The 21,501-nt window shown below is 70.4% G+C and carries 22 protein-coding genes; 13 read left to right on the forward strand and 9 right to left on the reverse strand.

What is annotated here, in order from left to right; all coding sequences use genetic code 11:
* Nucleotides 1–29: 29 nt before the first annotated feature.
* Both ACGFIM_RS32075 and ACGFIM_RS32080 read right to left on the reverse strand, forming a co-directional pair.
* The gene (locus tag ACGFIM_RS32075) at nucleotides 30–221 is read right to left on the reverse strand and encodes a ferredoxin (RefSeq protein WP_138716482.1); all 192 of its coding nucleotides are present in this window, start codon (nucleotides 219–221) and stop codon (nucleotides 30–32) included.
* Nucleotides 218–670: a pyridoxamine 5'-phosphate oxidase family protein gene (locus ACGFIM_RS32080; RefSeq protein WP_393208013.1), complete on the reverse strand. Its 453-nt coding sequence runs from the start codon at nucleotides 668–670 to the stop codon at nucleotides 218–220. Before ACGFIM_RS32080 ends, ACGFIM_RS32075 begins: the two co-directional genes overlap by 4 nt.
* 79 nt (nucleotides 671–749) lie before the next feature.
* Between ACGFIM_RS32080 and ACGFIM_RS32085 the strand changes: the two genes are divergently transcribed.
* Nucleotides 750–1,397, forward strand: coding sequence for a class I SAM-dependent methyltransferase (locus ACGFIM_RS32085; protein ID WP_393208016.1), 648 nt, complete (start codon nucleotides 750–752; stop codon nucleotides 1,395–1,397).
* A 39-nt stretch (nucleotides 1,398–1,436) separates the two neighbouring features.
* On the opposite strand, the gene ACGFIM_RS32090 is transcribed toward ACGFIM_RS32085, so the two are convergent.
* From ACGFIM_RS32090 to ACGFIM_RS32105, 4 genes are all read right to left on the reverse strand, one after another.
* The gene (locus ACGFIM_RS32090; protein WP_393208019.1) at nucleotides 1,437–2,417 is read right to left on the reverse strand and encodes a DUF1702 family protein; all 981 of its coding nucleotides are present in this window, start codon (nucleotides 2,415–2,417) and stop codon (nucleotides 1,437–1,439) included.
* A 183-nt stretch (nucleotides 2,418–2,600) separates the two neighbouring features.
* Complete coding sequence (locus ACGFIM_RS32095) at nucleotides 2,601–3,650, reverse strand: prenyltransferase (protein WP_393208022.1); 1,050 nt, start codon at nucleotides 3,648–3,650, stop codon at nucleotides 2,601–2,603.
* Nucleotides 3,647–4,357 carry a class I SAM-dependent methyltransferase gene (locus ACGFIM_RS32100; protein ID WP_393208025.1) on the reverse strand — a complete coding sequence of 237 codons (711 nt, stop codon included), beginning with the start codon at nucleotides 4,355–4,357 and terminating at the stop codon, nucleotides 3,647–3,649. The genes ACGFIM_RS32095 and ACGFIM_RS32100 overlap by 4 nt, the downstream gene beginning before the upstream one ends.
* Entirely contained in the window at nucleotides 4,357–5,610 is a 1,254-nt protein-coding gene (locus ACGFIM_RS32105) for a glycosyltransferase family 4 protein (protein WP_393208028.1), read from the reverse strand. The genes ACGFIM_RS32100 and ACGFIM_RS32105 overlap by 1 nt, the downstream gene beginning before the upstream one ends.
* A gap of 250 nt (nucleotides 5,611–5,860) precedes the next feature.
* Between ACGFIM_RS32105 and ACGFIM_RS32110 the strand changes: the two genes are divergently transcribed.
* Complete coding sequence (locus tag ACGFIM_RS32110; RefSeq protein WP_393208031.1) at nucleotides 5,861–6,886, forward strand: GDP-mannose 4,6-dehydratase; 1,026 nt, start codon at nucleotides 5,861–5,863, stop codon at nucleotides 6,884–6,886.
* Between the two features lie 242 nt (nucleotides 6,887–7,128).
* Here the strand turns inward: ACGFIM_RS32110 and ACGFIM_RS32115 are convergent, their stop codons facing one another.
* On the reverse strand, nucleotides 7,129–7,962 hold the full coding sequence (locus ACGFIM_RS32115; RefSeq protein ID WP_393208033.1) for an AraC family ligand binding domain-containing protein: 834 nt from the start codon (nucleotides 7,960–7,962) through the stop codon (nucleotides 7,129–7,131).
* Between the two features lie 52 nt (nucleotides 7,963–8,014).
* Between ACGFIM_RS32115 and ACGFIM_RS32120 the strand changes: the two genes are divergently transcribed.
* From ACGFIM_RS32120 to ACGFIM_RS32130, 3 genes are all read left to right on the forward strand, one after another.
* Complete coding sequence (locus ACGFIM_RS32120; protein ID WP_393208036.1) at nucleotides 8,015–8,593, forward strand: ArsR/SmtB family transcription factor; 579 nt, start codon at nucleotides 8,015–8,017, stop codon at nucleotides 8,591–8,593.
* Nucleotides 8,586–9,422, forward strand: coding sequence for an SRPBCC domain-containing protein (locus tag ACGFIM_RS32125; RefSeq protein ID WP_393208039.1), 837 nt, complete (start codon nucleotides 8,586–8,588; stop codon nucleotides 9,420–9,422). The genes ACGFIM_RS32120 and ACGFIM_RS32125 overlap by 8 nt, the downstream gene beginning before the upstream one ends.
* Nucleotides 9,423–9,615: 193 nt before the next feature.
* Entirely contained in the window at nucleotides 9,616–10,026 is a 411-nt protein-coding gene (locus ACGFIM_RS32130) for a DUF2000 family protein (RefSeq protein ID WP_393208042.1), read from the forward strand.
* Nucleotides 10,027–10,486: 460 nt separating this feature from the next.
* On the opposite strand, the gene ACGFIM_RS32135 is transcribed toward ACGFIM_RS32130, so the two are convergent.
* The gene (locus ACGFIM_RS32135) at nucleotides 10,487–11,086 is read right to left on the reverse strand and encodes a hypothetical protein (RefSeq protein WP_393208045.1); all 600 of its coding nucleotides are present in this window, start codon (nucleotides 11,084–11,086) and stop codon (nucleotides 10,487–10,489) included.
* 58 nt (nucleotides 11,087–11,144) lie between these two features.
* Between ACGFIM_RS32135 and ACGFIM_RS32140 the strand changes: the two genes are divergently transcribed.
* Nucleotides 11,145–11,846, forward strand: a complete 702-nt coding sequence (locus tag ACGFIM_RS32140) for a DUF559 domain-containing protein (protein WP_393208048.1) — start codon at nucleotides 11,145–11,147, stop codon at nucleotides 11,844–11,846.
* A gap of 497 nt (nucleotides 11,847–12,343) precedes the next feature.
* On the opposite strand, the gene ACGFIM_RS32145 is transcribed toward ACGFIM_RS32140, so the two are convergent.
* The gene (locus ACGFIM_RS32145) at nucleotides 12,344–13,528 is read right to left on the reverse strand and encodes a cytochrome P450 (RefSeq protein ID WP_393208051.1); all 1,185 of its coding nucleotides are present in this window, start codon (nucleotides 13,526–13,528) and stop codon (nucleotides 12,344–12,346) included.
* 421 nt (nucleotides 13,529–13,949) lie between these two features.
* Between ACGFIM_RS32145 and ACGFIM_RS32150 the strand changes: the two genes are divergently transcribed.
* The 7 genes from ACGFIM_RS32150 to ACGFIM_RS32180 all read left to right on the forward strand — a co-directional run bounded on the left by ACGFIM_RS32150 (nucleotide 13,950) and on the right by ACGFIM_RS32180 (nucleotide 21,494).
* Nucleotides 13,950–14,795: a fumarylacetoacetate hydrolase family protein gene (locus tag ACGFIM_RS32150; RefSeq protein WP_393208054.1), complete on the forward strand. Its 846-nt coding sequence runs from the start codon at nucleotides 13,950–13,952 to the stop codon at nucleotides 14,793–14,795.
* Nucleotides 14,792–16,114, forward strand: coding sequence for an enolase C-terminal domain-like protein (locus tag ACGFIM_RS32155; protein WP_393208057.1), 1,323 nt, complete (start codon nucleotides 14,792–14,794; stop codon nucleotides 16,112–16,114). The genes ACGFIM_RS32150 and ACGFIM_RS32155 overlap by 4 nt, the downstream gene beginning before the upstream one ends.
* Nucleotides 16,111–16,851, forward strand: coding sequence for an SDR family NAD(P)-dependent oxidoreductase (locus ACGFIM_RS32160; RefSeq protein ID WP_393208060.1), 741 nt, complete (start codon nucleotides 16,111–16,113; stop codon nucleotides 16,849–16,851). The genes ACGFIM_RS32155 and ACGFIM_RS32160 overlap by 4 nt, the downstream gene beginning before the upstream one ends.
* Before the next feature lie 215 nt (nucleotides 16,852–17,066).
* Entirely contained in the window at nucleotides 17,067–18,089 is a 1,023-nt protein-coding gene (locus ACGFIM_RS32165; RefSeq protein WP_393208063.1) for a sugar ABC transporter substrate-binding protein, read from the forward strand.
* On the forward strand, nucleotides 18,089–19,567 hold the full coding sequence (locus ACGFIM_RS32170) for a sugar ABC transporter ATP-binding protein (RefSeq protein ID WP_393208066.1): 1,479 nt from the start codon (nucleotides 18,089–18,091) through the stop codon (nucleotides 19,565–19,567). Before ACGFIM_RS32165 ends, ACGFIM_RS32170 begins: the two co-directional genes overlap by 1 nt.
* On the forward strand, nucleotides 19,564–20,553 hold the full coding sequence (locus ACGFIM_RS32175) for an ABC transporter permease (RefSeq protein ID WP_393208069.1): 990 nt from the start codon (nucleotides 19,564–19,566) through the stop codon (nucleotides 20,551–20,553). The genes ACGFIM_RS32170 and ACGFIM_RS32175 overlap by 4 nt, the downstream gene beginning before the upstream one ends.
* Complete coding sequence (locus tag ACGFIM_RS32180) at nucleotides 20,553–21,494, forward strand: aldo/keto reductase (RefSeq protein ID WP_393208072.1); 942 nt, start codon at nucleotides 20,553–20,555, stop codon at nucleotides 21,492–21,494. Before ACGFIM_RS32175 ends, ACGFIM_RS32180 begins: the two co-directional genes overlap by 1 nt.
* Nucleotides 21,495–21,501 lie beyond the last annotated feature (7 nt).

The following is a 21,501-nucleotide window of genomic DNA, read 5'->3' on the forward strand; positions in this document are numbered from 1 at the left end:
GGCTGTTCCTCGATGGACCGATCGGTGGACTATTCCTCGATGGACAGGGCGGCTTTCGGGCAGGACCTGACCGCGTGGCGGACGCGGTCCTGCAGCTCGGGGGGTGGTTCGGGGAGCAGGATGTGCAGCTGGTCGTCGTCGTCCACCTCGAACACCTCGGGCGCGAGCCCCATGCAGACGGCGTTGGCCTCGCAGACCAGCTCGTCGACCTTCACCTTCATCTGAGCCTCCTGTGATCCCATGAGACCACCTTGGTGCGCTCGACGACGTACGCGACCCGCTTGAGCCCGGTTTTCTCGACGTAGGGGAGCAGCAGCTCGTCGGCCACTCCCGGGGTGGTGCGGCGGGCGACCTCGAGGCCGATGGCCATGACGCGGTCGCGGTCCTCCACGAGCGTGGCGGTGCCGTAGACGAGTACGCCGCGCAGCTCGTCGTAGCTCTCCCCGGCCTCGATCAGGCAGCTCACGCGGGGGTCGCGGGCGATGTTGCGCGCCTTCTGGGATTTGCGGTAGGTCCAGAACGCGATCCGGCCCTCGTCGAGGCCGTAGAACATGGTGACGAGGTGCGGCGTCCCGTCGGGGTTGATGGTGGCCAGCTGCAGCTTGCCGGAGCTTTCGAGGAACGCGGCGATCTCGTCCTCCGGCATCGCGATGCGAGCGCGCTGATTCACGTGCCAAGTAGAACAGGTTGCAGAACGGCCCGGCAAGAGCCCGGCGGAATGTTATTCGGTTCGGCTAGGGTGCAGGGCTATGACGATGCCGCCGAGGATGCCGCCAGAGCTGCTGCGCGCGGCCCAGCAGGCCAAGGGTTTCATGCCGGACGACGAGGGCCTGGCGCTCTACGAGACGGCCTGCCGCTACGGCAACCTCGGGCCCATCGGCGAGATCGGCACCTACTGCGGCAAGTCGGCCGTCTACCTCGGCGCGGCGGCCCGCCAGATCGGCTCCGTGGTCGTCACCGTCGATCACCACCGGGGCTCGGAGGAGATCCAGCCCGGCTGGGAGCACCACGACCCCAGCCTCATCGACCCCCGGTTCGGGAAGATGGACTCGTTGCCGTTCTTCCGCGAGACGATCGCCGCCGCCGGCCTGGAGGACGAGGTGATCGCCATCGTCGGGCGCTCCGAGCAGGTGGCCGCGTTGTGGAACACCCCGCTCGGCATGCTGTTCATCGACGGCGGTCACTCCGACGAGCCGGTCACCCGCGACTACGAGGGCTGGGCGCCCCACGTCATGACCGGAGGCGCGCTCGTCTTCCACGACATCTACCCCGACCCGGCCGACGGCGGGCAGGCCCCTTACCGGGTCTATCTGCGGGCACTGGCCTCCGGCGCGTTCGCCGAGGTGGCCGTGACGGGGTCGCTGCGCGTCCTGGAACGTGTCGCACCCGGCATCTGATCCGCACGCATGTGATCGGCATCTGGCACCCCCGGAACGTCAGTAGCGGTGCCTGCGGGTCCACGCCTGGCGGATCCGCGACTGCCAGCGCTGGAAGTCCTCATGCGTGTGCGCCTCGTGCCCGAGCGCGATGAGCGCCTCGTCCGTCCAGGAGGCGGCCTCGTCGGGCTCGGCGCCCGCCAGGATCGGCACGGCCTGCGCCAGATGGTCGGGCAGCAGTCCCGAGCGCAGCCGCGCGCTCACCGCGAACGCGCAGCCCTGGGCCAGGTAGGCGCGGAACCCGTCGGCCGACGCGTGCTCGGTCAGCCACCACAGCTCGTCGGCCTCGGCGCCGCCGGTGTAGGTCGCCGCGAACCCGACTCCGCTCCACAGGTCGGCCCGGCGCGATGGCGGGTAGCTCGCGATCCGCGCCGCCACGTCGTCGGGCGAGGCGCAGTCGTGGTACCACAGCAGCCGCCCCAGGCCCTGGTCGAACACCGCGCAGTGCGCCCTGGTCAGCAGGTCGGGCATGATCCGCTCGCCCACCATGCGGTCGGTCCGGGACAGCCCCCACTGGAAGCCGAAGCCGTCCACGGCCAGCCAGCGCAGCAGCGGATGCGCCCGCCGCGCGCCCCAGAACGGGCGCAGCCGCAGCAGCGCGTAGCCGCGCCCGGCGCCGAGGTAGGCGGCATGGCGGTGATGTTGGGCGGGGCCGGCCAGTAGCTCGTGAAGGCGCCGGCCCCGGGTCAACGTGAGCAGGTCGAGCACGGTGCACGCCGCGGCGGCGCCCTCGTAGCCGAAGGGCCGCTGCTCCCGCGGGATCTCCTCGACCTTCTCGATCTCACGGGAGATCGCCGCGTTGTAGCCGAAGACGTACGACTGCTCGGCCTTGCCGAAGACGGTACGGGCGGCGCCGCCCCTGAGCCGGAACCTGCGCCGGCTCAGATCGGATTCCAGCGGGTCCTTCGCCAGCAGCCTCAGCAGCCCTTTCGGGCGCGACAGTGCCGGCAGGGTTGTCGGCTCGGTCCTGACCTGGTCCAAGAACGAAGTTGTGCCCGTGTCGCCCACGCTTCCCCCGAAGACGCCTCGTACGGCCAGACACGAAGCTAGTAACCGCATTACGGCCTTCGGCGGCGGCGCACCGGATTTCCCGGGCAAAGAACCGGCAAAAGCGCTTGTGCGGCGGCCGGAGAGTCCCTCGTGGAGGTGCGGCTCAGGCGGCGGTCAGCGGCCGTCCTCGGCCCCGCGTACGGCCGCGCATCCGCACACGTCGGGCTCGGACACGGCGGTCCCGTCCACGTCGCGGAAGATCCCCGACCCACCCGACAGCCCGAGCAGCGCGTCGGCCGCGAGCACCGCCGCCGCGGCGGTGTAGCCGGAGCGCTCGTGCGGAAAGTGCCTGCGGTTGGCGAACTGCCAGCCCGTCCAGTACGAGCCGTCCTCGTGCCGCAGGTGCTGCACGTCGGTGAAGAGCGTCTTCGCCCGCTCGGCGTCGCCCAGCGCGTCCAGCGCCAGCACCAGTTCGCACGTCTCGGCCCCGGTGACCCACGGCTGGTCGGAGACGCACCGGATGCCGAGCCCCGGCACCACGAACGTCTCCCACTCGCGTTCCAGCAGCTCGAAGGCCTGCCGCCCGCGTACGGCGCCGCCCAGCACCGGGTAGTACCAGTCCATCGAGAACCGGCTCTTGTCGGCGAACGCCTCCGGATGCGCCGCCACCACGTGGGCCAGCCGCCCGGCCGCCAGCTCCCAGTGCGGCTGCGGGTCGTCCAGCTCCTCGGCGAGCAGCACGCCGCAGCGCAGCGCCTGGTGGATGGATGAGCAGCCGGTCAGCAGCGCGTACGAGGCCGCCCTGCCCTGCGCGTCGCGCTCCCAGACGATCTCGCCTCGCTCGGTCTGCAGCCCCGCCACGTAGTCGAGCGCGGCCTTGACCATCGGCCAGTGCTCCTCGGTGAAGTCCCGGTCGCCGGTGACGAGGTGGTGGTGCCACAGGCCGACCGCGACGTAGGCGGCGTGGTTGCTCTCGCCGCCCCGCTCGACGGGCTCGCCGTTCACCAGCTTCATCGGCCAGGAGCCGTCGGAGCGCTGGTGGCGGGCCAGCCAGGCGTAGCCGCGGCGTACCGGCTCGCGCAGCCCCGCCACGGACATGGCCATCAGGCACTCGACGTGGTTCCACGCGTCGACGTGACCCTCGGGCCACGGAACGCCGCCGTCCTCCTGCTGGATCGCGGCGATGCTCTCGGCCGTCCGCACGACCTCCGGGCGGGAGATCATGGCTTCCTGATGTAGAGGACCACGCTCTTGCCGATGATCGGGTTGAGCAGGCTCTCGGCGATCCTGGTCGCGGCCGGGCGCTTCATGATGTCCCACACCAGGAGCTGGTGGTAGGCCTTGGCGAGCGGGTGGTCGTCGTTGTTCACGCCGACCGCGCACTTGATCCACCAGTACGGCGAGTGCAGGCCGTGCGCGTAGTGGTGCGGCCCGATCTCGAACCCGACGGACTTCAGCTTCGCCGACAGCTCCGCCAGCGTGTAGATGCGCACGTGGCCGCCCGGCGCGGTGTGGTACGCCTCGCTCAGCGCCCAGCAGATCCGCTCGGGCAGGAAGCTCGGCACCGTCACCGCCGCCGTGCCGCCGGAGCGCAGCACGCGGAAGATCTCGCGCATGGCCGTCATGTCGTCGGGGATGTGCTCCAGCACCTCGGCCGCGATCACCCGGTCGAAGCTGCCGTCCTCGAACGGCATGTCCAGCGCCGTGCCCTGGACGATCTCCCCGGTGGCGCCCTCCGGCACCTCGCCCGCCTTGTCCATGGCCGTGAACATGGCCGCGACGCCGTCCAGCTCCGACTGGTCCATGTCGAACGCCGTCACGTCGGCGCCCCTGCGCAGCGCCTCGAACGCGTGCCTGCCACCGCCGCAGCCCAGGTCGAGCACGCGCACGCCGGGGCCCACGGGAAGGCGGGCGAAGTCCACGGTCAGCACTACTTGCCTCTCCTCTTGTGGTTCTCGATGGCCTCGTGATACGCCTCGACGGTCCGCTTGGCCACGACGTGCCAGGTGTAGCGCTCCATGACACGGTCGTAGCCCGCCTTGCCCACGCGTTCGCGCTCCTCGGGCGAGTCGTGCAGGCGGCGCAGCACCGCGGCCAGCTCCTCGGCGTCGCCCGGCCGCACCTGCACGGCCGCGTCGCCGACCACCTCGGGCAGCGCGCCCGTACGGCTGGCGACCAGCGGCGTGCCGCAGGCCATGTGCTCGACGGCCGGCAGGGAGAAGCCCTCGTACAGGGAGGGCACGACGGAGATCTCCGACGTGGCGATCAGCTCGCCGAGCTCGTCGTCGGAGATGCCGTGCACGAAGCGCACCCTGTCGTGCAGCGACAGCTCCTGCACCAGCTGCTCGGTCGGGCCGCCGGGGGTGGGCTTGCTGACGACGGTGAGGTGCACGTCGCGTTCCGTGGCCAGCTTCGCCACCGCGCGCAGCAGCGTGGCCACGCCCTTCATGGGCGAGTCCGCGCTGGCCACCGCCACGATCGAGCCCTTGCGCCGCGGCTTTTCCGGGCGGGGGTGGAAGTAGCGGGTGTCCACGCCGAGCGGGATCAGCCGCATGTTGGCCTGGGGGACGTTGAAGTCCCGGTGGATGTCGGCCAGCGACGACTCGCTGACCGTGAGGATGGGGCTGAGCCTGGGGGCGACGCGGGCCTGCATCTTCACGAAGCCGTACCAGCGGCGCAGGCTCAGTCTCTTGGCGCCCTCGGCGGCCTCCAGCTCGATGCGGCGGTCCACGCTGATCGGATGGTGGATGGTCCCGACCACGGGGAACAGCCGCTTGATGCCGAGCAGGCCGTAACCGAGGGTCTGGTTGTCCTGGACGACGTCGAAGTCGCCGACGCGTTTCTTCAGCTCGCGGTAGGCCCGCAGGGTGAACGTCAGCGGCTCCGGGAAGCCGGCCGTCCACATCGTGCCGACTTCCAGCCAGTCGATCCAGTCGCGGTACTCGTGCAGTTTGGGAGTGCGGAACGGGTCCTCGTCGCGGTAGAGGTCGAGGCTCGGCACCTTCTGGAGGATGACGCCCTCGTCCAGCTCGGGGTACGGCTGGCCGGAGAAGACCTCGACGTGATGCCCGAGCGCGACGAGTTCCCTGCTGAGATGACGGAGGTAGACACCCTGACCACCACAGGTGGGCTTGCTGCGGTAGGACAGAAGCGCGATCCGCAGCTTTGGCTCCCGCACGGACACCCCTTTCTCCGCCGGTAGGGCCCAGGATCGGGCGTGTACCGTGAAAGATGACCTTAGTCCGAAAAGGCTACCATTCGGTAGGTCGGCTGGAATTGTTCACAAACACTGTCACAGGGCGTGCGAACTGCGACATCTTCGTGACCGAGCGTGGTTCGGTGGAACGTGTTCTAGACGACGTAGTGCCTCATAGGGGTGCTTGGCGGTACATTCCGTCCCTGAAGGATGGGGCAGGCGATCGTGGGAGGACCCCTTGGCCAGGCGCGCTCTGATCACCGGAATCACCGGCCAGGATGGTTCCTACCTGGCGGAGCACCTCCTGGAGCAGGGGTACGAGGTCTGGGGTCTGGCCCGCGGCCAGGCGAACCCGCGCGTGTCGCGGATGCGCAAGCTGCTCTCCGACGTCCAGGTCGTGCGGGGCGACCTGCTCGACCAGGGGTCGCTGATCTCGGCCGTGGAACGCGTTCAGCCCGATGAGGTCTACAACCTGGGCGCGATCTCGTTCGTGCCGATGTCGTGGGAGCAGGCGGAGCTCACCGCCGAGGTGACCGGGATGGGCGTGCTGCGCATGCTGGAGGCCATCCGGGTCTGCTCGGGGGTGTCGCGGGGCGGCTCGGCCTCCGGCGGACAGATCCGCTTTTATCAGGCTTCGTCCTCCGAGATGTTCGGGCAGGTCAGCGAGACCCCGCAGAACGAGCGCACCGCCTTCCACCCGCGCTCCCCGTACGGCGTGGCCAAGGCGTACGGCCACTTCCTCACCCAGAATTACCGCGAGTCCTACGGGATGTTCGCCGTCTCCGGCATCCTGTTCAACCACGAGTCGCCGCGCCGCGGCGCCGAGTTCGTCACCAGGAAGGTCTCGCTCGGCGTCGCCAGGATCAAGCTCGGGCTGGCCAGCGAGCTGCGGCTCGGCAACCTGGAGGCGCGGCGCGACTGGGGCTTCGCCGGCGACTACGTCAAGGCCATGCACCTGATGCTGCAGGCCGATCACCCCGAGGACTACGTCATCGGCACCGGGACCATGAAGTCGGTGCGCGAGCTCGTCGAGACCGCCTTCAGCGCCGCGGGGCTCGACTGGGAGCGGTACGTCGTCACCGACCAGACCCTGCACAGGCCCGCCGAGGTCGACCTGCTGTGCGCCGACCCCAAGAAGGCGCGGGCACAGCTCGGCTGGGAGCCCAAGGTGTCGTTCGACGAGCTGGTGGCGATGATGGTGGAGTCCGATCTGCGGCTGCTCAGGGACGGCGGCGACCCCCACGACGACGGCTCCTGGCCCTGACCCTGAGGTCTCCCGGCGGCTCCCCGCCGCTCGCCGGCCCCCTTCCTGCGCCGCCCGCCTCCTTCTCGGCGCTTTCCCGGCACCTCCGGGTTCCTTTCCGGTGACGTACTCCGGCGTTCGCCGTGTCTCCTGGCGTCGCCTTCGGTCAGGAGGCGCGAGGCGGCACCCGCGCCCTGGCACCGCCTTCGGCCGGGAGACGCGAGGCGGCACGCCCGGCCGCGACCGGGGTGTCCGGAGGGCGCTCAGCGGCCGGTGGTGATGGCGGCGCGGTAGGCCCCCGGCGTCAGGCCGAAGCAGCGGGTGAACCACCGGGTCAGGTGGCTCTGGTCGGCGAAGCCCGCAAGTGCGGCCGCCTGCGCGATCGGCGTGCCGGACGCGATCAGGTCGCGGGCCCTCCTGAGCCGGAGCTGGCGCTGGTAGTCGCTGGGGGCGAGGCCGTAGGCGTCGTGGAAGGCGCGATACACCGCGTACCGGCTGGCCCCCGCCGCCCTGGCGAGGTCGTCGATGGTGAGGTCGTCGGTCAGGCGGTCGTGCAGGACGCTCCTGGCGCGGGCGGCCACCGCGGGGTGGCACACGCGGGCGGCCGTGGCGGGGGAGGCGGCGGCACGCCGTACGATCTGCGCGACCGTGGCGGCGAGCAACTCGTCACGGCGCAGCGCGGTCGCGCGGCCGGTCTCGTCGAGGAGCGCGGCATGCAGGGCGCGCAGCGCGCCCGCGAGCGCCGGATCGTCCACCACGGGGGTGGGGAAGAGCGGCAGGCCCGTACGGCGTCCCGTCGCATCCTCCAGCGCGTCGGCCACCAGCTCGGGGCCGATGTGCACCATCCGGTACGTGAACCCGAGCGCGTTGGCCGCGTGCCCGTCGTGCGGATCCTCGGGGTTGAACGCCATGACCATGCCGGCCGCGCTCGTGTGCGCCGCGCCCCGGCACGTGAACGACTGCGCGCCGTGCTCGGTGACCCCGAACGAGTACGTCTCGTGGCTGTGCCGGTGGTAGACGTGCCGCTCGAAGTGGGCGTGCATGGCCTCCAGGGGCCGGTCGGGCGACCTCCAGTAGCGGGACCAGTCGTGCGTCACCCTCCCCATGCTATTGACAAAGAGGATTTTTATGTAAAGCATGTTTTTTGCAATGAGAGACGTCCTGTACCTGGAAGAGATCGAGCAGGCCGAAGCCCTGCTCAAGCCGCAGCGCGTGGAGGTGCTGCGGCAGCTTGCCGAGCCCCGCACCTGCTCAGAGGTCGCCGAGGCGCTCGGCCAGACGCCGCAGCGGGTCTACTACCACGTCAAACGGCTGGTCGAGGCGGGGCTGGTGGACCAGGTGGCCGAGCGCAAGGTGCGCGGCGTCCACGAGGGCATCTACCAGGCGGGCGCGCGGTCGTACTGGCTGTCGCCGCGCCTCGTCGGCCGCATCGGGCTGCGCAAGGCCCGCGACGAGCTGAGCCTCGGCTACCTGCTCGACCTCATGGAGCAGGTGCAGGCGGACATCGCGGCGCTCGACCGCAGCGCCCCCGAGCTCCCGTCGATCGGCCTGTCCGGCGAGATCCGCGTGCTCCCGGAGCGGCGGCAGGAGTTCCTGAACGAGCTTCAGACCACGCTGCAAGACCTTTTCACCCGCTACGGCGGCAGCGAGGGCGACGCCTTCAAGCTGGCGGTCGCCTGCTACCCCCACGCCGTACCCCAGCCAGAAGGAGAGGCAGACGATGACTGAGCCGATGATCCTCCGCGCCCGCATCCCCGCCACCGCCGACCAGGTGCGCCGCGCGCTCACCGACCCCGCCGCGCTGCGCGTCTGGCTCGCCGAGCACGTGGACGCCGACCTCGAGGCGGGACGTTTCGCGTTCTGGGGGCGCACGACGCCCGAGGGCGACGCGCCGCACCAGCGGCTGCTCCACGCCGGCGAGCGCACGCTGCGCTTCGCCTGGCTGCTCGACGGCGAGGAGACCACCAGCGAACTGACCTGGGAGGCCGACGGCGACCACACCGTGGTGACGCTGTCGCAGACCCACTTCGACTTCCAGGACGTCATCACCGGCAAGAGCATCAGGGGCGTGCTCCAGACGTACTGGTGCCTGGTGCTCGCCAACCTCGCCGAGTACCTCGAAGGCCGCCCGCTCACCGAGAAGACCGACTTCACCTCGGCCGAGCTGCGCACCAGCGTCGAGATCGCGGCCTCGCCCGAGCGGATCTTCGAGTCGCTGACGTCGTCGGAGGCGGTCACCAAGTGGTTCGGCTACCCCATCGAGATCGAGCCGTACGTCGGCGGGCGCTTCGCCATGGGCGGCTTCGACAACGACCCCGACCCCGCCAAGATCCTGGAGCTGGAGCCCGCCCGCAAGCTCTCCATCGGCTGGGGCGAGAACGGCATCGGCACCTGGGAGCTGGAGGGGTCCGGCGGCAAGACGCGGCTGACGCTGGTGCAGAGCGGGTTCGACGAGTCCCGGCCGCCGTACGCGGCGTGGGGCGGGATCGTGGCGGGGCTGGCCGAGCTGCGCCGCTACCACGAGGTCCCGAACTGGCAGCCGATCCTGGCCGCGTAGGGCACGCCCGAGTCTTCGAAGGCCGGGTCTTTGAGGGCCGGGCCTTTGAGGGCCGGGCCTTCGGGGACCGGCTCTTTGGCGGCCGGGTCTCGGGGCGGGGGAGAGGCGGCCGGTGAGCGGCGCCGGGGCGACGCCGAGTCGGGCGCACGAGCGTTCTATACGGAGGCCACCCACCCCCGGAATGCTGCCGAACATGCGTTTCGACACCAAAATCGGCATCGTCGTCCGCTCCGACCTCGCCGCCTGGCAGCGCCTGAACGTCACCGCCTTCCTCGCCAGCGCCATCGCCGGTGGGGCGCCCGAGGTGATCGGCGACGACTACGAGGACGGGTCGGGGAACCCGTACCTGCCGATGTTCCGCCAGCCCGTGGTCATCTACCAGGCGGACCTCGACGAGCTGCGCAAAGTCCGGGAGAAGGCGAAGGCGCGGGACCTGCGCGTGGCGGTCTACACCGAGGAGATGTTCAAGACGGGCAACGACGAGGACAATCGTGCCGCCGTACGGGCGTACTCGGCCGAAGACCTCAACCTGGTCGGCGTCTCCGTCTACGGCCCCAAGACCCCGGTGGACAAGTCCCTCAAAGGCCTCACTCTCCACCCCTGACGCTCAGCAGCCCCGCTGACCGGCCTCATGAGCGACTCGGACGGAGCCGAAAGGTGAACCGAGCGGCCCGGATCGGGCCGAGGGGCGAGCCGAGAGGGCTCGGACGGAGCCGAAAGGTGAACCGAGCGACCCGGGGCCGGGCCGAGGGGCGAGCCGAGACTAAGGAACCGGCCCGGCCCGACCAAAGGGATCGAGCCGGGCCGAAGGGAGGACGCCGAGCCATCGGCGGAAGGGGGGCCAGCCGGCCGTCGGAAGGGGTCGAATCAGTCATCGGAGAGGCACCGCGCCGGCTGACGAAGCCGACGGACTGGCTGACGAAGCCGACGGAAGGACCGAGGTGGCCGACGGAAGGGAACCGAGTCTCTGACGGGGGAAGGCCCGCACAGCGGCCCTGTGGACAGGCCACCTCATCCACAGAACCGCACTCGGCCCCTCCGCAACCGGCCACCTTCCGCCACCCTCAAACCATGGCCCACCCCACCAAGCCTTTCAGCGGCTCCAGCACCCCGCACCCGCTCGCGCCCGCACCCGTTCCCGCCACCAACGCGACCGTCCCATCGGACCGCGAAACAGATGTGTCCACAGGCACCGGAACGACCATGCCCTCAGCCTTCGGCACTGCCGAGTCCTTGGACACGCGACCAACCGCGCCCTCAGACCTCGGAACGACCGACCCCTCAGCTCTCGGTGACACTGTGTGCTCGGATTTCGGACCGTCGGAGTCCTCGGCTTTCGTGAGCGCGGTGTGCTCGGCTTTCGATACGGCCGGGCCCTCAGACTTGGGAACGGCCGGTCTCTCAGCTCTGGGTGACACTGTGTGCTCGGATTTCGGACCGTCGGAGTCCTCGGCTTTCGTGAGCGCGGTGCGCTCGGCTTTCGATACGGCCGGGCTCTCAGATCCCGGGCCGATCGAGTCCTCAGCTCGCGGGAAGAACGTGCCTCCAGATCCCGGAACGACCGTACCCTCAGCTCTCGGGAAGAGCGCGCGCTCAGTCTTCGGAACGATCGGGCCGTCCGGTGCGAGAACGACCGTCCCCCTGATCGAACGCGCCCGCCGCATCACCTCGGCCGTTCCTCAAGCCGTGGCCTGCGGGCGGACAGCCGCTCACATCTGGGGCTTGCAGGCGCTGACCACCCCCGAGCCCGAGTGGCCCGTCGAGGTGATCGCTCCCGCCTACCTGGCGGTCGCCGACTGCGTGACGTACCTGGCCCCGCTCCCGCGTGAGGACGTCACCGACCACAAGGGCGTCCGCCTCACGACCAGGGAGCGCACGGCTCTCGACTGCGCCCGCCGGCTGCCTCGCACGGAAGCGGTGGCCATCCTCGACCAGTTCGCGCGGCGGGGCGTCGACATGGAAGCGCTGTGGCACCGTCCGCTCAACTCCTGGCGCCTGCGCGACACGCTCAGCCTCGTCGACAAGGGATCCGGCTCCCCTCGGGAGAGCTGGCTGCGGGTCATCCTCGTGGACGGCGGCCTCCCCAGACCCACCACCCAGATCAAGGTGCAGCTGGACGAGAACCGCTGCGCCTATCTCGACCTGGGCTGGGAGGAGTTCAAGGTCGCGGTGGAGTACGACGGGCGCGAACACCACACCTCGCCGGCCGACCAGCAACGCGACACCGACCGCAGAGAGGAGCTGCGCCGCCAGGGCTGGCGGGTGATCGCCGTCCGCCGAGACGTCATCCCCGCCCAGATCGCCGACCTCCTCCACCAGGTGGCCGACACCCTGATCGAGCAAGGCTGGCGCCCCGGCCCCCAGGTCACCAGCCGCATCCTCGCCCGCATCCGCGCGGCCCGCCGAAGATCCCGCTACCGCTGACCCACCCATCGCCACCCTCCCACACCGGGTGGTTGGCTGGTCGTCTCTCGTCTCGGGTGGTCGGCTGGCCGCCTCTCGCCCCGGTCGGTCAGTTGGCCGTCTCCGGCCTCGGCCGGTCAGCTGGCCGCCTCCTAGCCCGCGAGCTCATCCTGCCCACGTTTGCCTTCCGGGTCGGCTCGGCGTCCGTGTGGGAGCTGCCCTCAGAGCATGGCCGCTGAGCTGGCGTGCCTGGTCTGTGAGGCGCTCGCTGTCTGGGGCGCCCAGCACACGCCAGCCCAGCGCGGCGGTGCAGGCGCGTCTGTTCAGGTGTGCGATCGCTCCGGCTTACAGGCGGTTCTGGGGCTCAGGTTGTCCCGTCTTGCTGTGTGCGCTGTGCTGCTCGGGTCGGCACCCCGTGCCGGTGCCTGGGGCAGGCCCCGCACGGGCCGTCCTCGGGGTTGGTTGTGTTGTGTGCGGGCGTCCTTTGTGTGCTTTGCCGTGTGCGGGGGGCGCAGGGGTCAGTCGATGTTCACGGGGAGTTCTTTGATGCCGTTGATGAAGTTCGAGCGGAGGCGGCGGGCGGCGCCGGTTCGGCGGATGCGGGGGCGACGGCGGGCCAGTTGTTCGAAGAGGACGCGGAGTTCGAGCCGGGCGAGGTGGTTGCCGAGGCAGAAGTGGGCGCCGCCGCCGCCGAAGCCGATGTGAGGGTTCGGGTCGCGGCCGATGTCGAAGACGTCGGCGTCGGGGAAGACGGAGGTGTCGCGGTTGGCGGAGGCGTAGAAGACGACGACCTTGTCGTTCTCCTTGATTCGTTGGCCGCCGAGCACCTGGTCGGTGGTGGAGGTGCGGCGGAAGAGGTTCACGGGCGAGACCCAGCGGACGATCTCGTCGGCGGCCGTCTTGGCGAGGGAGGGGTCGGCGACCAGGCGGTCCCACTGGTCGGGGTGTTCGAAGAAGGCGAGCATGCCGCCGGAGGCCGCGTTGCGCGTGGTCTCGTTGCCGGCCACGACGAGGAGGAGGACGAACAGGTCGAACTCGTCTTCGCCGAGGGTTTCGCCGTTCTCATGGGGCTGGAGGAGCCGGGTGACGATGTCGTCCCTGGGGGCGGCGCGGCGCTGCGCGGCGAGCTGGTTGGCGTACGCGTACACCTCCATGGCCGCGTCGGAGCCCTCCCCAGGGCCGGGGGCGTAGTCGGGGTCCTGGGCGCCGATCATGCGGTTGGACCAGTTGAACAGCTTGTCGCGGTCGGCCACGGGAGCGCCGAGCAGTTCGCAGATCACGTAGAGGGGGAGGGGCGCGGCGATCTCGGTGACGAAGTCGGCCTCGCCGGACACCTTGTCGAGAAGGTCGTCGCAGATATCGCGGATGTGCTGTTCGAGTGCGCCGATGGTGCGCGGGGTGAATCCCCGGTTCACCAGGGCGCGCCGCCGGGTGTGCTCGGGCGGGTCCTGGTTGAGCATCATGAGGCGTTGCAGCGCGATCTGGTCCTCGTCGAGCTCGTCGAACAGGGCGAGCCTGCGGTGGGAGGAGAAGAGCTCGGAGTGCCGCGACACGTGGACGACGTCGTCGTAGCGGGTCACGGCCCAAAAGCCCGGCTCGCCGTCGTGCCAGTGGACCGGTGAGTTCGCGCGCAGCCAGGCGAGCTGGGCGTGAGGGGGTCCTGCGGTCGCGTAAAGGTCCCTGTCGACCAGGTCGATGTGCACGCGGTCACCTCGTAGGTCAAGCGCTTGGTCAAGCGATTCCTGAAACGTGTTCTATTACGTGGCTGTACGCCCGTCAAGGACGGCCGCCGGTCCTTCCCGCTGCATTCCCGTTCGGCGGCCGATTTCGCGCGAAAAAGCTCGGAGGCCGACCTAAGAAAGGGGGGCGAAGGTTTCGGTCAGGGGCTTGGTGGTTTCCGGCTCGGGAATGGCGTCGCCGGTGGTGTGAAGGGCTGGGGCGGGCGCATTCCCGCCGCTGGGGCTTCCGGCTGGCCCCAGTTCCCGTGGTGTCGCGAAACATCGGACGACACCTGTGTCCAGGGCGTGTGGAGAGGGCGTCTCGGAGGCTGGCCCTTGACACGTTGCACAAGGCCGGACGAGCATCGTGAGGCGAGACATCCGATGTATAGGCGAAGGATGCGGTGTGAAGCTGCTGCGAGTAGGACCTGTCGGCCAGGAGCGACCGGTGGTCATGGACGACGCCGGCAACCTGCGTGACATTGGCGAGCCCGAGATCGACGGGGCTTTTCTCGCCTCCGGCGGTGTGGCGCGGGTGCGGGAGGCGCTGGAACGAGGTGACCTGCCCGTCGTCGAGGCAGAAGGGCTGAGGGTCGGAGCTCCGATCGCGCGGCCGGGAAAAATCGTGTGTATCGGGCTTAATTTCAGCGACCACGCCGCCGAATCGGGGGCCGCGGTGCCGGCGGAGCCGGTGGTGTTCATGAAGGCGAGCAACACCATGGTCGGCCCGTACGACGAGGTGCTCGTACCTCGCGGCAGCGTGAAGACCGACTGGGAGGTGGAGCTGGCCATCGTCATCGGACGCAAGGCGCGCTATCTCGGCAGCCGGGAGGAGGCGCTGGAGGTCATCGCCGGGTACGCGATCTCCAACGACGTCTCCGAGCGCGAGTTCCAGCTTGAGCGCGGCGGCCAGTGGGACAAGGGCAAGTCATGCGAGACGTTCAACCCGCTGGGCCCCTGGCTGGTGACGGCGGACGAGGTGGGCGACCCGCAGGACCTCGCGATGCGCCTGTGGGTGAACGGCGAGCTGCGCCAGGACGGCAACACCAAGAACATGATCTTCGACGTGGCGGAGATCGTGCGGTACCTGAGCGGGTTCATGGTGCTGGAGCCGGGCGATGTGATCAACACCGGTACGCCCGCCGGGGTCGCCATGGGCCGCCCCGACCAGCCGTACCTGCGCGCCGGCGACGTCATGGAGCTGGAGATCGAGGGGCTGGGCCGCCAGCGCCAGACGGTGGGCCAGGCATGACGGGCGCGACGACGGCGTACCGGATCGTCGAGATGGAGACGCACGACGTGCGCTTCCCCACCTCCCGCCACCTCGACGGCTCCGACGCCATGAACCCCGACCCCGACTATTCGGCCGCGTACGTGGTGCTCAGGACCGACGACGGCCACGCGGGCCACGGCTTCGCGTTCACCATCGGCCGCGGCAACGACGTGCAGACGGCGGCGATCGGCGCGCTGCGGCCGTACGTGATCGGCAAGGACGTCGAGGACCTCGGCGCGCTCTACCGCGAGATGATCAACGACTCGCAGCTGCGCTGGCTGGGCCCGGAGAAGGGCGTCATGCACATGGCGATCTCCGCCGTGGTCAACGCGCTGTGGGACCTCAAAGCGAAGCGGGCCGGCAAGCCGATCTGGCGGCTGCTTGCGGACATGTCGCCCGAGGAGATCGTTGAGCTGATCGACTTCCGCTACCTGAGCGACGCGCTGACCAGGGGCGAGGCGCTGGCGATCCTGCGGGCGGCCGAGAGCGGCAAGGCGGAGCGCATCGCCCGGCTGCGGGAGAGCGGCTACCCGGCGTACACGACCTCGCCCGGCTGGCTCGGCTACGACGACGAGAAGCTGCGCAGGCTCTGCAAGGAGGCCCTTGAGCAGGGGTTCGGCCAGATCAAGCTCAAGGTCGGCGCGGACCTCGACGACGACCGGCGGCGCTTCAGGGTCGCCAGGGAGGTCTGCGGCGACGGCTTCCCCATCGCGATCGACGCCAACCAGCGCTGGGACGTCGGCTCGGCCATCGCGTGGGTGAACGCGCTGCGCGAGTTCGACCCCCACTGGGTCGAGGAGCCGACCAGTCCCGACGACATCCTCGGCCACGCGGCCATCGCGCGCGGCATCGCGCCGATCCCGGTGGCGACCGGCGAGCACGTCCAGAACCGCATCGTGTTCAAGCAGCTGCTGCAGGCCGGGGCGCTGTCGTACCTGCAGATCGACGCCGCCCGCGTCGGCGGGCTGAACGAGAACCTCGCGATCCTGCTGCTCGCGGCCAAGTTCGGGGTGCCGGTGTGCCCGCACGCGGGCGGCGTGGGGCTGTGCGAGCTGGTGCAGCACCTGGCGATGTTCGACTACGTGGCGGTCAGCGGCACGATGGACGGCCGCGTCATCGAATACGTCGACCACCTGCACGAGCACTTCGTCGACCCCGTCGTCATCAAGGACGGCAGGTACGTGGCGCCGTCGCGGCCGGGCTTCAGCGCGGAGATGCGCCCGGAGTCGATCGCCGCCCACACCTTCCCCGGCGGCGAGGTCTGGAGGACGGACTCCCATGGAGGTGACGACGCATGAGTGACGGCCTGAAGGCGATCGTGACCGGCGGCGGCTCGGGCATCGGCCTGGCGGCGGCCTCGGCGCTGCACGACCGCGGCATGCGGGTCGCCTGCCTCGACCTCAACCCGCCGGGCGAGCCGTTCATCGGGATCAAGGCGGACGTCACGGACGACGCTGCGGTGCGGGCCGCGGTCGCCGAGGCGGCCGAGCGGCTCGGCGGCATCGACGTGCTGGTGAACAACGCCGGCATCGGCGCGCAGGGCACGATCGAGGACAACCCGGACGAGGAGTGGCACCGGGTCTTCGACGTGAACGTCGTCGGCATGGTCAGGGTGGCCCGCGCGGCGCTGCCGTACCTGCGTCGATCCGAGCACGCCGCGATCGTCAACACCTGCTCGATCGCCGCCACCGCCGGGCTGCCGCAGCGCGCGCTCTACAGCGCCACCAAGGGCGCGGTGCTGTCGCTGACGCTCGCGATGGCCGCCGACCACCTGCACGAGGGCATCCGCGTCAACTGCGTCAACCCCGGCACCGCCGACACCCCGTGGGTGGCCAGGCTGCTGGAGGCGGCCGACGACCCCGAGGCCGAACGCGCGGCGCTCAACGCCAGGCAGCCCATGGGCCGCCTGGTCACCGCCGAGGAGGTCGCCGCGGCGATCGCCTACCTCGCCGGTCCCGAGTCCGCCTCGACCACGGGCACGGCGCTCGCGGTGGACGGCGGCATGCAGGGCCTGCGGTTGCGCCCATCCACCTGAAGACCGCGAAGTACCTCCACCCGCGTCCATCCACCTGACAGGCCCGCGACCCCGAAGGCCCGCCGACCGGGCGGCGGGAGGCGTGCGAAGGCCCCGACCTGTGGCCGGCGACCCGCGAGGCCGCCGGCCGACCGGTCCTCCGTCCTGAGGGCCGGGCGACGAAGAGCCGGCGGTCCTCCGACCGGAGGGCCAGGCGACTAAGGAAGGTACCCCCCATGAAGTTCGGACGGGCGGTCGCGGCAGCGGCCCTGTTGGCGGCCGTGACCGCGTGCGGTTCAGGCGCCACGACGGCAGAAGGAGGCGGCGGCGGAAAGGTCGGCATCGACCACCCCCGCGCCGACTCCGACTTCTGGAACTCCTACATCAAGTACGTCCCCCAGATGGCCGAAGAGCTCGGGGTGGACCTCATGCCCGCCACGAACTCGCAGAACGACGTGGCCAAGCTGGTCAACAACGTGCAGGCGCTCATCGGCCAGGGCGCCAAGGTCATCGTCATGGCCCCGCAGGACACCGGCGCCGTCGCCAACATCCTGCAGCAGCTGGAGAACAAGAAGATCCCGGTCGTCAGCGTGGACACCCGTCCCGACAAGGGCAAGGTCTACATGGTCGTACGCGCCGACAACCGCGCGTACGGCACCAAGGCCTGCGAGTTCCTCGGCGAGAAGCTCGGCGGCAAGGGCAAGGTGGTGCAGCTTCAGGGCTCGCTCGGCTCGATCAACGGCCGCGACAGGTCGGAGGCGTTCCTGGACTGCATGAAGACCAGGTTCCCCGGCATCACGGTGTTCAGCGAGCCGACGGAGTGGGAGGGCACCAAGGCCGCGTCGATGCTGCAGACCCGCCTGGAGCAGAACCCCGACATCAAGGGCATCTACCTGCACGCGGGCGGCGTGCACCTGGCGCCGACGCTGCAGGTGCTCAAGCAGAAGGGCCTGCTGGTCCCGCCGGACGACCCCAAGCACATCTTCGTGGTCTCCAACGACGGCATCCCGCAGGAGTTCGAGTCGATCCGCAAGGGCGAGATCGACGCGACGGTCTCGCAGCCGGCCGACCTGTACGCCAAGTACGCCCTCTACTACGCCAAGGCCGCGGCCGAGGGCAAGACGTTCGAACCCGGCCCGACCGACCATGACAGCACGATCATCCAGCTTCCGAACGGCCTGGAGGACCAGCTCCCCGCGCCGCTCGTGACGAAGGAGAACGTGGACGACAAGGCCCTCTGGGGCAACCAGGCCCAGTGATGAACGTTCACGTCGAAGCCAGGAACGTGGTCAAGCGCTTCGGCCCGACGACCGCGCTCGACGGCGCGCACATCGCGATCGCCGAGGGCGAGACGCACGCGCTGGTCGGCAGGAACGGCGCGGGGAAGTCCACGCTGGTGTCGATCCTGACCGGGCTGCAGCGCCCGGACGAGGGCGAGGTGCGCTTCTCCGGCGAGCCCGCGCCGCCGCTCGGCGACCGTGACGCCTGGCGGCGGCGGGTGGCCTGCGTCTACCAGAAGTCCACGATCATCCCGGCCCTGACCGTCGCCGAGAACCTGTTCCTCAACCGCCAGTCCGACAGGCAGAAGATCAACTGGCGGGCGCTGCGGGCCAGGGCCAGGGAGCTGCTGGACACGTACGAGGTGGACGTGGACGCGCAGGCGCTGGCCGGCGACCTCGGCGTCGAGCAGCGCCAGCTCGTGGAGATCGCCCGTGCGCTGTCGTTCGGCGCCAGGTTCATCATCCTGGACGAGCCCACCGCGCGGCTCGACGGGCCGGCGATCGAGCGCCTGTTCGCGCGCATGCGCTCGCTGCGCGAGCAGGGCGTGACCATGATGTACATCTCTCACCACCTCGACGAGGTCTACGAGATCTGCCAGAGCGTCACGGTGTTCCGCGACGCCCGGCACGTCCTGACCAGGCCGGTCGCCGACCTGCCGCACGACGAGCTGGTGGCGGCGATGACCGGCGAGGCCACGAGCGAGTATCAGGCCCGCGAGCACACGCCGGGCGAGCGCGTGGTGCTGGAGGGCAAGGGGCTGTCGCTGGACGGCCGCTACTCCGCCGTCGACCTCGCGGTCAGGTCCGGCGAGGTCGTCGGCCTGGCCGGCTCGGCGAGCAGCGGCAAGGTCAGCCTCGCCGAGACCCTGGTCGGCCTGCGCAAGGCGGACACCGGCACGGTCACCGTCAACGGCACCCGGGTCAAGCCCGGCGACGTGCCGGCGGCGATGCGGGCCGGGCTCGGGTTCGTGCCGCAGGACCGCCACCGCGAGGGCTTCGTGCCGCTGCTGTCGGTGGGGGAGAACGCCACGTTCCCGATCGCCCGCAAGCTCGGCCGCTTCGGCGTCGTCTCGCCCGCGCGGCGGCGCGCCACGACCGAGCGGCTCATCGCCTCCCTCGACATCAAGACGGAAGGCCCCGATCAGCCGGTGGGCGACCTGTCGGGAGGCAACGCGCAGAAGGTGGTGTTCGCGCGGGCGCTGGTGGACGACCCGGACGTGCTGGTGGTGATCAACCCGACCGCCGGCGTCGACGTCAAGGCCAAGCAGGCCCTGCTCGGCGCCGTCGAGGACGCCGTCGAGCGCGGCGCGGGGGCCGTGGTGGTCTCCGACGAGCTCGACGACCTGCGGATCTGCGACCGGGTGCTGGTGATGTTCCACGGCAGGGTCGTCAAGGAGGTGCCGCGTGGCTGGAGTGACCACGAGCTCGTGGCCGTGATGGAAGGCATGGAAGAGTGACTGCTTTGACGGCTCCGGCCCCTCGGGTGCGGCTGGCCAGGTTCCGCGATCTGACGCTCGTCCCGGTGATCGTGCTGCTGCTCATCGTCGGCGCGTTCCTCGACCCGACCTTCCTGACGCCGGGCAACCTGACGAACGTGCTCCAGCAGCAGGCCGCGATCTCGCTGCTGGTGCTGGCCGAGGCGATGATCCTGATCGCCGGCAAGTTCGACCTGTCGCTGGAGTCGACGGTCGGCACCGCGCCCGCGCTCGCGGTGATGCTGGTGATCCCGGTGTCGGCCGGCGGGTTCGGCATCGGGCTGCCGGGGGCGCTGGCGATCCCGCTGGCGCTGCTCATCGGGGCCGCGATCGGCGCGTTCAACGGTTTCCTCATCATCAGGTTCCAGCTCTCGGCGTTCATCGTCACGCTGGCCATGCTGATCATCGTGCACGGGCTGCTCCAGGGACCGACCGAGGGCAAGACGCTGTTCCAGCTCCCCGACTCGATCCTCTACCTGGGCAGCGCCACGTGGCTCGGCCTGCCGGCCTCGGTCTGGATCGCCGGGGTGCTGTTCGCGGCCGGCATCTTCGGCCTCGGCTACCTGCGGCTCGGCCGCGCCCTGTACGCGATCGGCGGCAACCTCGACGCCGCCCGCGCCGCCGGCATCAGGGTGGACCGCGTCCTGTACGGCGTGTTCATCCTCGGCGGCACGCTCGCCGCGCTGGCCGGCGTGCTGGAGACCGGCAGGCTCGGCGCCATCGGCAACAACCAGGGCGTCGGCTGGATCTTCATGGTGTTCGCCGCGGCCGTCATCGGCGGTGTCAGCATGGACGGCGGCAAGGGCACGATCCTCGGCGCGCTCACCGGCGTGCTGGTGATCGGCCTGGTGCAGAACATCCTCACGCTCATCGGCGTCTCGGGCTTCTGGCAGCCGGTCATCTACGGCTCCATCATCCTCGTCGCGCTCATGATCAGCAGAATCGCCGGAGGAAAGGCACAGGATTGATGGTCCGGATCGAGCTGCCCCGCGTCGGCTTCGGCGGCGCTCCCATCGGCAACCTCTACGACGCGGTGGACGAGGACCAGGCGCGCGCCACCGTCGAGGCCGCCTGGGAGAGCGGCATCCGCCTGTACGACACCGCCCCCCACTACGGCCTCGGCGTGTCGGAGCGGCGGATCGGCGCGGCGCTGGCCGGCCGGTCGGGTTACCTGCTGTCGACGAAGGTCGGCCGGCTGCTGCGGCCGGCCGGCTCGCGATCGGGTGACGCGCCGGGCGGGCGCGAGGAGCTGGGCTTCGCCGAGCCCGACGACCTGGAGCGGGTGTGGGACTTCTCCGCCGACGGCGTACGGACCTCGCTGGCCGAATCCCTCGGCCGCCTCGGCCTGCCCGGCGTGGACATCGCCTTCATCCACGACCCCGACGACCACGCCGACCAGGCGATCAAGGAGGCGTACCCGGCGCTGGCCGAGCTGCGCGCCGAGGGCCGCATCCGCGCGGTCGGCGTCGGCATGAACCAGTGGCAGGTGCCGCTGCGCTTCGTCCGCGAGACCGACATCGACGTGGTCATGCTGGCCGGACGCTACACGCTGCTCGACCAGTCCGGCCTGCCGCTGCTGGAGGAGTGCGCGCGGCGGGGCGTCAAGGTGCTCGCCGCCGGGGTGTTCAACAGCGGGCTGCTGGCCACCCACGAGCCGGGCGGCACCTTCGACTACCTGCCCGCACCCGAGCATGTGGTCGCCAAGGCCCGGCGGATCGCCGCCGTGTGCGAGCGCCACGGCGTCACGCTGCCGCAGGCGGCGATGGCGTTCCCGCTGCGGCACCCGGCGGTCGCGACGATCGTCGTGGGCGCGCGCAGCCCGCAGGAGGTGCGGGAGAACGCGGCCCTGCGAGAGCGGCCGGTCCCGGACGAGCTGTGGGAGGACCTGGCGTCGGAGGGACTGCTGTAGCCGGGAA

The sequence above is a fragment of the Nonomuraea sp. NPDC049309 genome, from assembly GCF_043196965.1.
Taxonomy (GTDB): Bacteria; Actinomycetota; Actinomycetes; order Streptosporangiales; family Streptosporangiaceae; genus Nonomuraea; species Nonomuraea fastidiosa.

What these genes read in the sequence shown, in the direction of transcription:
- ACGFIM_RS32075 (WP_138716482.1), bottom strand. Translation starts at nt 221, where the DNA reads ATGAAGGTGAAGGTCGACGAGCTGGTCTGCGAGGCCAACGCCGTCTGC.
- ACGFIM_RS32085 (WP_393208016.1), top strand. Translation starts at nt 750, where the DNA reads ATGACGATGCCGCCGAGGATGCCGCCAGAGCTGCTGCGCGCGGCCCAG.
- ACGFIM_RS32095 (WP_393208022.1), bottom strand. Translation starts at nt 3,650, where the DNA reads ATGATCTCCCGCCCGGAGGTCGTGCGGACGGCCGAGAGCATCGCCGCG.
- ACGFIM_RS32120 (WP_393208036.1), top strand. Translation starts at nt 8,015, where the DNA reads ATGAGAGACGTCCTGTACCTGGAAGAGATCGAGCAGGCCGAAGCCCTG.
- ACGFIM_RS32125 (WP_393208039.1), top strand. Translation starts at nt 8,586, where the DNA reads ATGACTGAGCCGATGATCCTCCGCGCCCGCATCCCCGCCACCGCCGAC.
- ACGFIM_RS32130 (WP_393208042.1), top strand. Translation starts at nt 9,616, where the DNA reads ATGCGTTTCGACACCAAAATCGGCATCGTCGTCCGCTCCGACCTCGCC.
- ACGFIM_RS32135 (WP_393208045.1), bottom strand. Translation starts at nt 11,086, where the DNA reads ATGCGGCGGGCGCGTTCGATCAGGGGGACGGTCGTTCTCGCACCGGAC.
- ACGFIM_RS32155 (WP_393208057.1), top strand. Translation starts at nt 14,792, where the DNA reads ATGACGGGCGCGACGACGGCGTACCGGATCGTCGAGATGGAGACGCAC.
- ACGFIM_RS32160 (WP_393208060.1), top strand. Translation starts at nt 16,111, where the DNA reads ATGAGTGACGGCCTGAAGGCGATCGTGACCGGCGGCGGCTCGGGCATC.
- ACGFIM_RS32165 (WP_393208063.1), top strand. Translation starts at nt 17,067, where the DNA reads ATGAAGTTCGGACGGGCGGTCGCGGCAGCGGCCCTGTTGGCGGCCGTG.
- ACGFIM_RS32170 (WP_393208066.1), top strand. Translation starts at nt 18,089, where the DNA reads ATGAACGTTCACGTCGAAGCCAGGAACGTGGTCAAGCGCTTCGGCCCG.
- ACGFIM_RS32180 (WP_393208072.1), top strand. Translation starts at nt 20,553, where the DNA reads ATGGTCCGGATCGAGCTGCCCCGCGTCGGCTTCGGCGGCGCTCCCATC.